General features: G+C 53.1%; 15 protein-coding genes. All 15 read right to left on the bottom strand.

The annotated features are described in order from the left end of the window. Window positions 1–69 precede the first annotated feature (69 nt). The 15 genes from ABIE48_RS12320 to ABIE48_RS12250 all read right to left on the bottom strand — a co-directional run bounded on the left by ABIE48_RS12320 (window position 70) and on the right by ABIE48_RS12250 (window position 14,611). Window positions 70–468: an NUDIX hydrolase gene (locus ABIE48_RS12320; protein ID WP_076166708.1), complete on the bottom strand. Its 399-nt coding sequence runs from the start codon at window positions 466–468 to the stop codon at window positions 70–72. 15 nt (window positions 469–483) lie between these two features. After that, window positions 484–987 carry a DMT family transporter gene (locus ABIE48_RS12315; protein ID WP_192714421.1) on the bottom strand — a complete coding sequence of 168 codons (504 nt, stop codon included), beginning with the start codon at window positions 985–987 and terminating at the stop codon, window positions 484–486. After that, entirely contained in the window at window positions 984–1,709 is a 726-nt protein-coding gene (locus tag ABIE48_RS12310; RefSeq protein WP_192714422.1) for a Crp/Fnr family transcriptional regulator, read from the bottom strand. Before ABIE48_RS12310 ends, ABIE48_RS12315 begins: the two co-directional genes overlap by 4 nt. A gap of 53 nt (window positions 1,710–1,762) precedes the next feature. Further along, window positions 1,763–2,188, bottom strand: a complete 426-nt coding sequence (locus ABIE48_RS12305) for a DMT family transporter (protein WP_145020510.1) — start codon at window positions 2,186–2,188, stop codon at window positions 1,763–1,765. 214 nt (window positions 2,189–2,402) lie between these two features. Continuing rightward, the gene (locus ABIE48_RS12300) at window positions 2,403–3,944 is read right to left on the bottom strand and encodes a sulfatase family protein (RefSeq protein ID WP_192714423.1); all 1,542 of its coding nucleotides are present in this window, start codon (window positions 3,942–3,944) and stop codon (window positions 2,403–2,405) included. Between the two features lie 45 nt (window positions 3,945–3,989). Beyond that, window positions 3,990–4,859 (bottom strand): carbohydrate ABC transporter permease, encoded by an 870-nt coding sequence (locus ABIE48_RS12295; RefSeq protein ID WP_145020516.1) that lies wholly within the window; start codon window positions 4,857–4,859, stop codon window positions 3,990–3,992. A 27-nt stretch (window positions 4,860–4,886) separates the two neighbouring features. Continuing rightward, window positions 4,887–5,810, bottom strand: a complete 924-nt coding sequence (locus ABIE48_RS12290; RefSeq protein ID WP_354520623.1) for an ABC transporter permease — start codon at window positions 5,808–5,810, stop codon at window positions 4,887–4,889. Window positions 5,811–5,884: 74 nt separating this feature from the next. Further along, window positions 5,885–7,417 carry an extracellular solute-binding protein gene (locus ABIE48_RS12285; RefSeq protein WP_192714424.1) on the bottom strand — a complete coding sequence of 511 codons (1,533 nt, stop codon included), beginning with the start codon at window positions 7,415–7,417 and terminating at the stop codon, window positions 5,885–5,887. Between the two features lie 167 nt (window positions 7,418–7,584). Continuing rightward, the gene (locus ABIE48_RS12280; protein ID WP_145020522.1) at window positions 7,585–8,484 is read right to left on the bottom strand and encodes an AraC family transcriptional regulator; all 900 of its coding nucleotides are present in this window, start codon (window positions 8,482–8,484) and stop codon (window positions 7,585–7,587) included. Between the two features lie 211 nt (window positions 8,485–8,695). Continuing rightward, entirely contained in the window at window positions 8,696–9,706 is a 1,011-nt protein-coding gene (locus tag ABIE48_RS12275; protein WP_192714425.1) for an SDR family NAD(P)-dependent oxidoreductase, read from the bottom strand. A 130-nt stretch (window positions 9,707–9,836) separates the two neighbouring features. Next, window positions 9,837–10,358, bottom strand: coding sequence for a TetR/AcrR family transcriptional regulator (locus ABIE48_RS12270; RefSeq protein ID WP_145134137.1), 522 nt, complete (start codon window positions 10,356–10,358; stop codon window positions 9,837–9,839). Between the two features lie 204 nt (window positions 10,359–10,562). After that, complete coding sequence (locus ABIE48_RS12265) at window positions 10,563–11,339, bottom strand: ABC transporter permease (protein WP_076166739.1); 777 nt, start codon at window positions 11,337–11,339, stop codon at window positions 10,563–10,565. A gap of 21 nt (window positions 11,340–11,360) precedes the next feature. Next, window positions 11,361–12,140 carry an ABC transporter ATP-binding protein gene (locus tag ABIE48_RS12260; RefSeq protein ID WP_192714426.1) on the bottom strand — a complete coding sequence of 260 codons (780 nt, stop codon included), beginning with the start codon at window positions 12,138–12,140 and terminating at the stop codon, window positions 11,361–11,363. A gap of 13 nt (window positions 12,141–12,153) precedes the next feature. Next, window positions 12,154–13,164, bottom strand: a complete 1,011-nt coding sequence (locus ABIE48_RS12255) for an ABC transporter substrate-binding protein (protein WP_145020536.1) — start codon at window positions 13,162–13,164, stop codon at window positions 12,154–12,156. Then, the gene (locus ABIE48_RS12250) at window positions 13,157–14,611 is read right to left on the bottom strand and encodes an aryl-sulfate sulfotransferase (RefSeq protein WP_163873651.1); all 1,455 of its coding nucleotides are present in this window, start codon (window positions 14,609–14,611) and stop codon (window positions 13,157–13,159) included. Before ABIE48_RS12250 ends, ABIE48_RS12255 begins: the two co-directional genes overlap by 8 nt. Window positions 14,612–14,642 lie beyond the last annotated feature (31 nt).

The raw sequence follows: 14,642 nt of genomic DNA, 5'->3' as shown, positions 1-14,642 counted from the left end.
AACAAAAACGGATACCCGTCAGGAATGAGTATTCCTGTGAATATCCGTTACTTATCACGGCACACTTGATCAGATCCATTGACGCTCGTGCAGATGGTCAAAAATTCGCTGGCATACCGGCGATACGCGGCTGCGATCCGCATAGGTCAGCCAGGCAAACTCCTCGATTTCCGCCGATGGGCGGAGCTCGCCAGAATATGCCCCGGTGTAACAGCTCATTTGAACCGTCACATTTTCCGCTTTGCCATGTGCCTGAGCTTCAAACGTTCCCACGAATGCAAGGGTCTCCGGATCGATCGCAACCGTAAGCTCTTCCCTGATTTCACGGATCAGCGTCTGCTCATCGGTTTCACCGGGCTCCCTCTTTCCCCCAGGCAAATAATACGTGTCCTTTCCTTTGGAACGTGCGGAGAGTACCCGTCCGTCCTGAATCTGAATCCAGGCAACCTTATCAATCATGGTCGTCATATTCGACTTCACTCCTTATCTATTTCCTTGCTCGAACGCGGCAGTCTCTTTTTGAACGGCAGCAGATTTTCCCGCTGGAACCCGCCCTTCGCCGATTTTGAAAACAACGATTCCGGCCACGATAACGAGCACGCCGATCACTTTGTTCGGAGTCAGCGGAACTTTCTCCAGTCCCATCCAGCCAAGCGAGTCCCAAATTAGCGCAAACCCAAGCTGGGCCGTCATGACTACAGCGATGGCAAAAGTGGGTGCAAGCAGCTTCATGCTCTGCATCAGACAGAACACAACCCCAACTCCGATCATTCCGCTGAACCAGTACCAGGGCTGCATATGCTGGAGTGTCAGCATGCCCCTGCCTTCGACTGCCAAGCCGATGCCGAACGATGCGACAAACCCGAGGAACAGCACCCACGTGGTTGTGGCCCAGGAGCCGATCCGCTGATTCATTTTACTGTTAAAAATGTTCTGCAGGCTCACCAGGGAGCCGGCGATCAGCGATAACACAAGACCAAGCATCATTGGTTTGCTCCTCCTTTCGTTACGACTTCATAAATATTTTGTCCAGCCAGATCGCTAAGCCCTTTCCTGTCTATTACGCGAATATATCCTTTATCCCGCTCCACGAGTCCGTCTTTGCAGAACTTTTGGATCACCCGGTTGACGTGGCGATAGCTGGTCCCGATTAAGTTGGCCGCGTCCAGCAGGTTAATCGCTGTCCGCTGTTCCTGCCCGGAAGTGTCCGCATCGTCGAAAGAGATCGACAGCAAGTAGCTGGCCAGCCGGACTTCAACCGGATACATCAGATTAAGGCTTAGAAAATTGGATTTAATATAAAACTTATTGGTGATCATATCCAGCAGAAACTGGAGCATAGGAGCGTAATCCTGTCCAAATTTCCGCAGCCAGCGGTGGTGGATGCCGATCATATGCACGGTCGTGACCGCCTCAACGGTATTGACCGTATCCGTATCCTTGAGATATTCGATATCCCCGATAATCTCCAGTGGTTTCATAAAGTTAAGGATCAGCGTTTTCCCTTCGGTTGAGGTGATATAGATTTTAATTTTCCCGCTGACGAGCACGTATAAATATTCCGCAGGTGCTCCCTGCGAGCAAATGAATTCTCCCTGGTCAAAGCAATACAGCGATAAATGCGGTCTAAGCGGTTCATAAAATATCGTCTCCAGCTCATATTGACGCAAGTAATCCGCCAGCAGCCCGCGGTCCTGAATCTCTCTCATCTTGAACGTCCCCCTCTAACTTAGGCCCATCATAATGGCGTATGGCAGCGATGTCAAAATTTAAGAATGACGACGCCCGCAATCATCATCCCGATCCCGATAAATTGTGCGGGGCTGATCTTTCGTTTTCTCATGCCGAACCAGCCGTTCAGATCGACAATAAATGTCAGGCAGAGCTGGGCGATCAATAATGCGGAAATCGTAAAGGTCACTCCGATCGTCTGAATCGACGTCACTTCGCTGAAAATGATGACAGCTCCCAAGGCCCCGCCGATGCGGTACAGCGGCTTGACGCCCTTGAATCCCTCCCGGCTGCCGTCACGCACAAACAGCAGGATGATCAAAGCGAGAATAAAGCCGGTCAGTTGCGTTACCGCTGCGGCCTGCCATGTCCCGATATCCCCGCTGATCCGCGAGTTGGCGACACCCTGCAGCGTAATGCAGGCGCCCCCCAGCAGTGCAAATATAATGCCTTTCATAGGTCCTCTCCTTCTGTATTGTTCTGTCATTATTAAAAGGCAATCGCGGCGGTATAGGATAGGACATATGTCCTCAGATGGATGGAATCCCGCAGGCCTATGAATCTGAACAGCAGACCGGGACTGTATAAAGACCCTCCGACACAAAAAAACCGCACGTCAGTTAGCTCAGCTAACGTGCGGTTTCTCTTCATCTGCGGACCTCAATCCCAGGTCATGACATCCCGGTTCGAGGAGACGGCCTATAAAATTCAGCATTTCCGAATTCCGCCCGTCCAAACGATGGTCCTCTTGTCCACGTAATTGCCAGGTGCATAAGCAATTCGGAGGTCATTTGTTCCCGGATCGCCGTGAAGCGTTCATCTCTGTACAAATTAAACCACTCGCCAGGATCTTCCTTCAGATGGTACAGCTCCCCCATAAGCTCGTTCAGCCTGGAGCCTGCATCGTCCAGTGGCCCTGGTAAAGACAAAATCAGCTTCCAATCCCGTTTGCGCCACATAACAGACGGAGCGGCGAATCGTCCGTCTTCCGTCGTCCGGTGGAACTCGCAAAACGTTCCTGTGCGCCGCTTGCCGGCTAACAGATCGAGACCGGGAAGCACGGGATTAAGTTCGGCTCCCGATGCATTCGCCAGCGTCGGAACCAGGTCGATCAGCTCGGCCGGCCTGTCATCTGTTGTCCCACGCATTTCAGCGGGAATCCAGCTGCCGGACAATATCATCGGAACCCGTACGCTGCTCTCAAACAAGCAATATTTACTGAAGCGGAACCGGCGCTCTCCCAGCATTTCACCGTGATCCGATACGAAAACGATCAGAGCGTTGTCCAGGTACCCCTTTGAACGCAGACCGTCCAGCACCTCTCCGAAATAATGGTCCAGCCAAGAACAGTTGGCCCAGTAACGCAGCGTTGTCCGCCTGCGCTCCATCACGCTCATCCGTTCCCACATCTGCCTTCTGTCCCAATATCGGCTTCCTCCGTCTCGGCGGATCAAAACCTCTTCTTCCACATGCGTTCCCAGTTCTAATTCCCAAGGAGGCTGCTCAATGTCCGGAATGTCCTCGAGCCGATACCAGTCTTCGAATTCCTTCGGAACGTTAAAGCCCGCATGGGGCTTTAGAAACGACAAATACAGAAACAGCGGCCGCGAACCATCCAGCCCGTGCTCGATAAACTTCTTGCATTGCTCAGCCACCCACCCGTCACGATGCCGGTGCATCGGCACTTCGCTGGTGCGGCCGATATATCCAAGCACATTTTCTTCCCCGCTTCCGTAATCGCGGGTTTCCTCATAATATGCGCTCAGTCCTTCCGGATCATCCTCATCCATCATCAGCGCATTCTCTTCGTAATGCCCGCTGTCCCGGCCGAGCCCGATAGCCCGCACCTCAAATCCGCGCGCCGTCGGATGGGACCGCCGGCCGTGATTCCAGTGCGTTTTGCCGAAACCGGCCGTCTGGTAGCCCTGCCTGCGCAGCAGCTCCGGCAAAGGCAGGATGGGAAAACCGTCCTCGTCGTCAAGGCCGTCCCGGTTGGTTCTTACCCCGATTTGCGAAGGATACAGCCCGAACATCATCGAACTGCGGCTGGGAACGCACATTGGCGCTTGGCAAACCGCCTGGCTGAATACGATCCCTTCGTCCGCAAGACGGTCCAGCGTCGGTGTTTTGATATGCTGATTGAATCTCCCGATGCAGTCCCAGCGCTGCTGGTCGGTCATCAGAAATATAATATTCGGTTTCGTTAAAGCCATTGAACCCTAACTCCTTCCTTCATTTGCACGGCCTACCTCTGCCGGTCATCCTTTGATGGAGCCGACCATGGCTCCCTTGGCAAAATGCTTTTGCAAGAACGGATACACGAGCACAATCGGCACGGTCGCCACGATAACCGCTGCCATTTTCAGCATTTCGGAAGGCGGAGGCGCAGCGGACACATCATACGCGTCGAGAGCCGCGTTGTTGGCGCTGAGCAGCATATTTTGCAGCAGAACCTGAATCGGCCATTTGGTGGAATCGTTCAAGTAAATCAGTGCCGAAAAAAATTGATTCCAATACCCTACCGCATAAAAAAGGCCAAAAGCTGCCAAAGCGGGCATCGACAGCGGCAGAATGACGGAAAACCATATCCGCACCTCGTTGGCGCCATCCATCGCTGCAGATTCATCCAGATCGGCAGGAATGCTCTCAAAAAAGGATTTCATCAGCAGCACGCTCCATCCGTTAGCCAGCGACGGGATAATGAGCGCCCATATGCTGTCGATCAGACCGAGCTGGCGCACGAGCATATAAGCCGGGATTAGTCCCGGACTGAACAATATCGTAATCAGCACGAACAAAAGCACCTTGCGCCGCCCGCGCATTCTCCGCCGGGATAGCGGGTAGGCGAGCATGGCCGTCACAATGAGTGATAATGCTGTGCCGACGGTCGCAAGAAAAGCGCTGTTTCCCACCGACCGCAGGAACGCGTCCGTTGAGAGAAGGTAGCGGTAAGCATCAAAACTCCAGTGATCGGGCCACAGCAGCCAGCGTTTCTGTGCAAACTCGGCTGGATCCGCAAGCGAAACGACCAGCACGTAATAAATAGGAAAGCATGTCGCCAGCCCCAGCAATCCGAGTCCGACTCCATTCAGGCTTTGAAATGCCTGGTTTCTCCATCCAATTCTCATACTTTTCTCTCCGATCTGCAGAAAATCCTAAAATATCCCGCCATTCCCCCATTTATTGGCCAGCTTGTTGGACAGCAGCACGAGCACGAGTCCGACCACCGACTTAAAGAGTCCGATCGCCGTACTGTAGCTGAACTCTCCGCGCTGAATGCCGATGCGGTAGACGTAGGTGTCGAACACTTCCGCAACATTGGATACTGCCCCGTTGTACATGAGGAACACCTGCTCGAAACCTACGTCCATCAGATCCCCCAGCCGCAAAATCAGCAGTACGACGATGACGTTACGTAAAGCGGGCAGCGTGACATGCCACATTTGTCTGAATCTCCCCGCTCCATCCATTTTCGCTGCTTCGTACAGCTGCGGATCCACGCCAGCCATCGCGGCCAGAAACACGATCGTCCCCCAGCCCGCGTCCTTCCACATCGACTGCAGCGTAATGACGATCCAAAAGCTATGGGGATTGGTCAGGAAATCGATCCGGTCATACCCCGCAGCCTCCAGCCAGTGATTGACGAGACCCTCGCCTCTGGCGAACAGCGTGAACGTCAAACCGGCAATGATCACCCAGGACAAAAAGTGCGGCAGGTACAATACAGACTGCACCAACCGCTTATACCCTCCACTGCGCACCTCGTTCAACAAAAGCGCAAGGGCAATCGGCAGCGGGAAGAAAAAGACCAGGTTCAGCACATTGATCGCCAGCGTGTTGCGAAGCAGCATACCAAAATCCGGCGTGGCGAAAAATGTCCGGAAGTGCTCCAGCCCGACCCAGGGACTACCCACCATTCCAGCAAACGGGGAGTAATCCTGAAAAGCCATGAGCGTTCCCCACATCGGTATGTATTTAAACACGATGAAGAAAAGAATGCCGGGCATGGCCAGCAGATACAGATACGGGTTCCGTCCGATATCGCGAACCAGCCTATGAAAATACGTTCGTTTGGACATGGACTCGCCTTTGTTCGGATATGCAGAATGGTTGTCAGTCATTGTTTCCGCTTGATCCAAGACTCCACCTCCCATCAATGCCCGTTGCGCTTCCGATAAGCGTTTGACATTTCTTTCGTCGCTTGGATGAATTGCGGATCGCTTTTCGTTTTGGCAACCAAGTCATCCCATGCGGACAGCGGTTCTTGGCCGATGACGATCTTGGCGGTCAGGTCGCTGATCCGCTTCTCGAGGTCCGGCAGCAGCTTTTCCGCCGCTGGGGAGTACAGGCCTACCCCGATATCCGGTACGTTCTCCTTGCTCCGCTGAGCATCCACCTGGCTTCTCAGGTCCTCCAGCTCCTTCAGTTCCGGATTGGCTGGCGGGGGATTCAGTGCAGGATCGATCGAATTGACGATCTGATTGAAGTCGGATGCGTTGTCCTTCAGGAGTTTGTCCGGATCGACGATTTTGACCCCGTTGTCTACCCGATAATGAATCCCCTCGATGCCAAACCGTTGAACAGCGGATACTTCCGGCGTCAGCCAGGTGTCAACTAGTTTCAAAATTTGCTTAAGTTTATTTTCCGGCACGGTTTTTGGAATGGCCAGAATGCCATTAAAGCCAGTCCCTTTCGGGACAAATCCGTTAAGCGCAGCCAGTGGATAAAAATCCGCTTCCTTGTAAGACGGTACGAGCTTTTTCAAACCGGGAGAATAAACCTTGGGCCCGGTTCCTGTCTTGTCGATGACACCGCCGGCCCGATTGCCGATGTAGTAGTCTCGCACCTGCGTTGTTTTCAAGGTTAGCAAGTCTTCAGGCAGCAGCTTTTCCGAATATAGCTTAGCTAAATAAGCCAGCGACTCGCGTGCTTCCGGTAGAAAGGGGGCATAGGTCAATCCATCGCCTTCTTCCTTCCAGGAGCCGGTCACACCGGTAAAAATTTCACGGAACGTGCTTGTCAGCGTATCAATCCCAGCGGACAGTCCGAACGTATCGGCTTTTCCGTTGCCGTCGGGATCCTTTTCTGCAAATGCCTTCAATACACCGTACAGCTCCTCCGTCGTTTTCGGAGGCTGAAGGTCCAGCTTATCCAGCCAGTCCTTGCGGAGAATCAGGAAGGATACGTCATTCGCATCGCGTCCCCGGGGAATGCCGTAGTTTTTCCCATCCTCCATTTTGGTAAGCTCCCACGCAACTTCAGGGACTCCCTTCTGCAAATTCGGGTAATCCTTCAAGTACGGCGTTATGTCCCAAATGGCCCCCTGCTTGACCAGATTCCGGAAAGACGGCCCGAACGGGTCACTGATATAAGTCAAATCAGGCAGCTCGCCTGAGACAAGTGTAATGTTCAATTTATCATCATATACATTGTTGGAAATCCATTGAATGTCCAGCTTTGAATCCGTCAGCTTTTCGATTTCCCGCTTGATGACATTATCATCGGATGCTGGAGGTGTGCTGGGCGTTATGGTCATAATGCTGATTTCGGCACGCTCGGGAGTGCCTTTTGAGTTTTGCCCACCGGCTTCGTTACGCGTAGAGCCCGCAGACTTCCCGCAAGCAGACAATGCCACCAGGACCGTGCACATGAAAATTTGAAAAAACAGGCGTGACTTTACTCTCATCCGTTATCCATCTCCCTTTATAACTAAGAATTCACCCTTGTTTAGTAGGATTTATGAAATCATCTTAGCGTAAAATGGGACTTGGTAATTGTATAATCGGGACAGATAATTGACTCTATGAGCCAAGGAGCGTCACTGGCTGTCCTGCAGAGATCGTGCCTGCTTCTTTAATAAATCGGTTTCCACAAGCATTCCTTTCGGTATCTGCTTGGCGTGCAGCCCGCTAGTCTGACAAATGTACGGTTAAAATGCGAAGAGTCGCTAAAGCCTGCGAACGACGCGATCGAGTCCACACTGCGGTTCGTTTCCGCCAGCATCTGCTTCGCTCGCTCGACCCGGATTTGCAGAAGCGTTTCATGAATACTTCGGTTCGTTTGCTCGCGAAATACACGGCACAAATGCCTGCCGCTAATCGTGAACGCCCGGGCGAGTTCCTCGATGGACAGCTTTCGGTGGAAGTGCTGCTCGAGATACGCAATCACCTTTCGAACCAAGATTTCGTGCTGGATCGGCACGGGTTTGGTGCGGGAGATATCGGGAGATTGCCGCAGTAAGATTCGCGACAGCCGGATGAGCAAATGCACGAGTAATTGGACAGCGATTACGTTGGCGCCTGGGGCGCCTGTCTTTAATTCCAGAAGCATTGCTTCCAACTGGCCAAGCACCTCCGTCGATTCCGCCGAAGTCAAGGACAGTTTCCTTGGAGGGCGTTCGCTGCTACCGCAAAATGACCTAATAAAGGGAAGGTCCGTCAAAACGTTCAAGCCTTTCGGCAAATATACAGGAATCGTCTCCTGCCGAAACAAGCAGTTCACGATTTCAAGATGACTATTTGGGGCATCAGGAAAATGATGGCTTTCCCCTGGCATGATCAAGAACACATCCCCGGTGTTCAGCGCATAATTCGTTCCGTTGATCCGATGCATGCCTTGTCCCTGGACAACATAAATAAGCTCAACGAAATCATGAAGATGTTCTTCGAACAGGTTGTGTTTTCCGTGGGAAGCGCGTTGTATCCACACGTCATACTCCCCTCGATCGTATTCCGAAAATTTTTTCCGCTCCATATGGACCTCCCTTTCGCTGTCTCAAAAAACGCAAGGAGACCTATCGGCTGAATGGGCCGACAGGTCTCCGTTTGTACGGTAGACGTTAATATTCTGATACGCCTAACTTTGCGATCCATTATAAGCAATTCCGGAGGAATCGTAAACATGAACTATCCCTTGCTAACATAGACGCCTTTCGTTTGACTAGTGATTAATCAATAACAAACACTTAAACTATTCTAGAGTTAGCCGTCTGTGATGCCTGGACCGATGCTGCGGTGTTTGCCTGCTGCAGTGCTTTCACCGTCGCGGTGATGCCTTCCTCGAACGGTGTTGCGATAATCGGGCCGATCCACTTTTCATACTTGGCCCCGCTCAGCGTCAGCGGTTCCTCGGTCAGGTACAGCATCTCAACGACCTCTTTCATCACGGGCACGCCCAATCCGAGGAGGGATAAGCCGGCTTTCTTAAGCGGAATGACGGGTTTGCTGTTTCCGCTGGCCGCTCTTGCGATCCGCACGATCTCCCGTCCTGATATCAGCCCGCCCCCTGGAATATTCCAGTTTTGACCATAGGCGTCGTCATGTCCTGCCACTTCAGCAATCATAGCGGCGGCGTCCGGCAAATAGACAAACTCGCGGGGAACGTTCATGCTGCCGATGAAAAAGCCCATTTTGCCGGCAGCGATCGCTTCCAGCGTTGAGCCTAGATAGGAAGCTTCATTTGCAGTTGGCCCGTAATAGTCCGGCAGACGAACGATCATGACTCTGGCCTTTTTCCAGCGCTTGCCGAACAGCATGCGTTCAAAGTCCAAACGAACCTTCCCTTTCTTCGTATGCGGCTGTTTCGGATGTTCTTCGGTGACCAGGTCGGACTGCCTTCTTCCATAAGGATAGATCCCATCAATCGCAACGACTTTGATAGCGAGCTGTTCCGCCGCCTCCATTACGGATTCACCAAGCGGGATCAGCTTGCTGGCCATCTCATGGTACGGTACGTTCGCGCAATGGAACATCACGTCGGCGTCACCAGCTTGTGTGATGATCTCTTCATGCCGCATGGCGTCCCCCACCGCCAGCTTCAGGTGTTTTGGGTTCCCTAATTTGCCGGCGAGCCGCTCCAGCTTCTGGCGTGATCTTCCGAACGCTATCGTAGGAATTCCCCTCTTTACCAGTTCCTCCGTAATCGCCGCACCCGTGCCGCCCGCAGCCCCAACTACAATCGCTTTGTTTATCGTCATTTTAAATCATCCTCTCGATTGATTTGTGATTGATCAATCACTAACTTGGATTCATCATAACATCGAATTAGTGATTGGTCAATAACTAATCTTAAAAAATTTGAGATAAGGAGACCTCTCTCACGTCCCCTTATCTTTCCTTTAATTCGGGCAGACTGATCGCATCCGCTACGTTGCACAGCATCCCTCTGGCCAAAAAGAGCATTGTTCTTTCTTCGGGATGTGGAATCCCCGCCTCGCGAAATGCCTGCAGTACGATTTGACGAACCTCCCGGAATCCGTTTCTCATCGCTTCCTGGATCGCTTCTTCCTGAATCGTTTGGGACTGCATCTGCAGCAGAATCTCGTTCCGGTGGTTCTCCATAATCTTCTCGTATTCCGTAATCAGCTCCGCTTCAAGCCGCTCCGGCGACGCCGACTTCACGACTTGCTGAAACGACTCGATCATCCGGGACCAGGACACTTCCAGAGCCGCAAGCAGCAGCGCTTCCTTCGTTGAGAAAAAACGAAAGACATAAGGCTGCGAAATGTGGGCCCGCTGTGCAACCTGTGCCGTGGTGGCCCGGTAATAGCCGGTTTCGGCAAAAACCTCGATGGCGGCCGATATAATATCTGTTCTTCGGTTGACCGAAGTAGACGCATCTCTTGCCATGGCGCATAACTCCTTTTCATGACGCAGATTAGTAAGTAATTGATCACTATCTAAGAAGTATAGGGGATAACGAAGCGGAATGCAATTCTCTTCCTGAGCGGTGATAAACCAAAGAGACGGACCGCCGCTGCGGTTCGCCTCGTTTTACGATGATTTTTAAAATCTTTGTCCTATGATTGTCCTATGACTACTCCATCCTGTCTCCTACCGCTTCAAAGACGTCGTACTTACCACACCGTATCTCGCTAGCAGCCTGCGCCCGAGCAGTCCAACTGCCCGATCCGTCAGGAAGCCCATTAGCCCTAAGCAAATCAGACCTACGAAAATCCAATCCGTCCGGAAAAACAGGCGGGAGTTCCAGATCAGATACCCGACTCCCTCATTGGAGGCGATCATTTCGGCTCCGATGATGGCCATAAAGGATGTGCCCATGGCCAGCCGGATGCCGGTAAAGATGTACGGAACCGTTGCCGGGATGATGACATGAACGACGATCTGCCATTCGGAGGCTCCCATGCTGCGGGCCGAACGAATTTTATCCTCCTCGACGGAGAGAACGCCGGTGAACGTATTCAGAATGACGATAAAAAAGGTGGCGTACATGATCAGCATAACTTTTGACGTTTCGCCGATGCCGAACCAGACCAGGAACAGCGTGATGAATGCGATCGGCGGAATAAACCGGATAAAGTTCAAAAACGGCTCAGCGAAGGTACGGATGAATCCGACCTTCCCGATGATAATCCCAATAGGCACCGCCACCAAACTGCCGAGCGTCCACCCGAGGAGGACACGGTAGGCGCTGATGCCGATGTACTGCAGAAGGGTGCCGTCCATCAGCAGTTCGTATCCGCCTTTTGCCGTGTAAATCGGCCCCGGCAGAATCTCCGGCCCGTATACGAGAGAGACCAGCTGCCAGATGACAATCAAAGCGATCCAGAACAGCACTTGAAGGGGGCCTTTCTTTATTTTCTTGCTCATGGTGATTCCTCCGATCGGTTTCTATTCATCAAAATGGGCCTGAATGCGGTTGTACAGGTCATGGAATTCCGGCGCGGCCAAGTCTCTCGGGTACGCCAGCGGCACCTCGTAAATATCGGTGATCCGCGAAGAGGGTCCGGCGGACATAATACCGATCCTACCTCCAAGTAGCAGTGCTTCCTGTATGTCGTGGGTAACGAAGATTACCGTCTTGTCGGTTTCCTGCCAGATCTTTACCAGTTCGCGCTGCATCGTTCGTCGGGTCATCGCATCCAGCGCGCCGAACGGCTCATCCATCAGCAGAATCCCGGGATCGTTAGACAGCACCCGCGCCAACTGCACTCGCTGCTTCATCCCGCCGGAGAGCTCACGGGGGAATTTACTTTCATGCCCTTTGAGTCCAACCATACCGATAAAACGATCGGAGGTTTCCTTGCGCCGGGCGGCGGGAATGCGCTTCATCCGCAGGCCGAACTCCACGTTCTCCCTGACGGTCAGCCAGGGGAAGAGCGAGGAATCGGCCTGCTGGAAGACGACGGCCCGATCCTGGCCAGGCCGATCCACCTCTTTCTCGCCCACCCGCAAATGCCCCGAGGTTTTCGACACGAACCCGGCGATCAGGCTGAGCAGCGTCGATTTGCCGCAGCCGCTAGGGCCGAGGAGAACGAAAAATTCTCCTCCCTTCACGACCAGGTCGACATCCTGGATAATATAATGCAGATCGCCTGCCGTCTGCTGTTGACTATAGCTTTTATTCAAGCGCTCAATATAAATCTCGTTTGGTCTGGTTACTGCCCCCATCATCCCAGCCTCCTTATTTCAACTCAATCACGCGGTCCGGGAACGCTTTGCGCACCAGGTCCAAATTCAGCTTGTCGTTCAGGTTAAAATCCTTCTCAATAATGCCGGTATCCACCATATATTTTTTCTGGCCGGCCAGCCCGTCGTAGGCCTGCTGGGTGAAGCCGATCTTCCACGGATTTTTCGGAAGATCCTTAAGCGTGGCCTCTTTCGGCTGCTTCACTTCGTCATACATAATGTCAGCCGTTTCGTCCGGATGTGCCTGGACGTAGTCGGATGTTTCGTCAAGCGCCTTCAGCAGTTCGACCAATTCGTCCGGGTGATCCTGGATCAGTTTGGTGCCGGCGATCAGACCTGTGCCGAGCCGGACAGGCGTCTGGGACATATCCGACAGCTCATGCGCTTCGGACAGCGCGGCGAACTTGTCGTTTAGTACGGAGCCGTACACCCAGGCTGCGTCGATCTCGCCCTTTTTCAGCGCCACATACGTTTCGTCAAATCCTCCCTGCCCGACCAGCGTGACATCTTTCAAGGCAATGCCGTTCTGCTGCAAATAAACGTCCCACAAATAAGGTATGAACGTTCCGCGTGAGTAGCTTAGTTTCTTGCCCTTCAGGTCGGCGGGGCCGGCAATTTCTTTACGGGCGAACATCTTCCATTCGCTTGCGCTCAGATCCGTTGCCGTTCCGGAGGAAGCGAAGATCGCATAGTCGCCTTTGCTGACGGCATTCAACAGCGGGAAGTCTGCGCCAAAAGCAATATCCACTTGCTTGATAAACAAGGCGTTGACCCCTTCGGCCGGCGTGGCGAAGTTGACCAGCTCCGCATCAATGCCGTGTTTTTCGAAAAATCCTTTTTTAGCGGCGACCCGGAAAATCGGGTTGGTGGAAATATCGGCGATTTTCACCTTAAGCTGGTGCCCGCTGTCTTTTCCCGAGGCGGTTCCGCATGCGGTGAGCAGCACAGAAACCAGCAGGACGGCTGCGGTCATTACGCTGAAGCGTCGAAACACATGCCTACTCATCTTGATCCCGTTCCTTCCTGACGACTTCGTCCGTGGTCGCTACGCAAAAGGCTCCATCGCCATAGGATACGGTACCCTCCACTTCGACTGCAGTTACGGCACCACGCGGCGCCGCGCCCGGCAGCCGGTAATCGGCTACATCAAGCGGAGCGATTTCCGTCTCCACCGGCTTCTCCAGCTGTGGAATCCATTCATAAGGTACGCGGTAAGCACGGTAAACCATATTCGCGTTTCTTGAGTTTTTATAAGGAGAGATGTATTCCCACACCAGTTCATGCTCCCGCGTGACTTCGAAGATCCTACCATCCGCTCCTTCAGTGATCAGCGTATTGCCGTTAGGCAGCCGCTGCGCCGAGCTGATATAAGGGCTATAAAAGCGGTAAGAGTCCAATGGCGCCTGGAAGCCGGCTTCGGTCGGCGTGTACTGCCATTCGATCTCCAGCGTAATCGGATGAATCTCCAGAATCCGGGAATGGTCACGGCGCGCCACCTTGACGCCATCCGGCGATTCGGGGTTCGGGCTGCCATAGCCGCCCCAGCCTCCGTTATCGAATACCAGAATATTGCCCTCTCCCGGCAGTCCCTTCGGAATCAAATGAGCATGGTGCTGACCGATAATCCAGCCGATATGTTTGGTGTCTTCGCCGGAATAGTCCGGGCCGAGCTTCCATACGATGTTCCCGGTCCGTTTATCGATGATCGCGATAATATTGGATTCCCGCGCGTCCCATATCAGATTGTCCGGATGAAAGCGCTCGTCGCCTGCATCATAGTGCTTATTCGGACCCAGCACTGATACAGAGTTGATATGCATCCAGTCTCCGGAATGGGTGCCGAACGCCCGGGTATTCGGGTCCCGGTACAGCGCCTCCTTCGCCGCTTCGTCAAATCCAAGCTCTTCAAAGTGATCGCTGACGGCCCATTCCCAGACGACATTGCCCTCCCAATCCACTTCGATGATCGTGTCGTCCAGCAGCTCGACGTCCGAAATTTCGGGACGGTTGACGTTTTTATGCGCGAGAATGATCGTATTGCCTGAACCGACTTTCGGATCGGCTCCAGGCACATAATATCCGACTGGATTGCCTTCCCGCTGGTAATCATGATGCTGGCGTGCCATCCACTGCGCGGGATGACCCGGATCCTCGATCCATTCGTACCGGTCGAATTTCCAGACGACATTGCCGTCCCAATCGACCTGTACCAGATTGGCTTCGTCCTGAAAACCATATTTGGGATCCCGCTCGGCAGTGCTGCCCAGCACATAGCCTCCAGGGAATATTTTGTTCGGGAAACCGCGCAGCCCCTTCCACAAATGCACCTCTCTGCCGTTCATGTCGATCAGCAGTGCCCCGGTGTCAGCTGCCTGGTAGATGGTGTAACCGCTCCATGCCTTTCCTGGTTGGTAAACGGTCGTTCCTGTCGGATAAATGGTTGGATGTCCCATATGATCTGTCTCCCTTCCCTGCTCACAATGA

It is taken from the genome of Paenibacillus sp. OAE614 (genome assembly GCF_040546645.1).
Taxonomy (GTDB): domain Bacteria; phylum Bacillota; class Bacilli; order Paenibacillales; family Paenibacillaceae; genus Paenibacillus_AQ; species Paenibacillus_AQ favisporus.
Note: the sequence above shows the minus strand (reverse complement) of the source record. Positions and strands in the feature narration are given on the sequence as shown.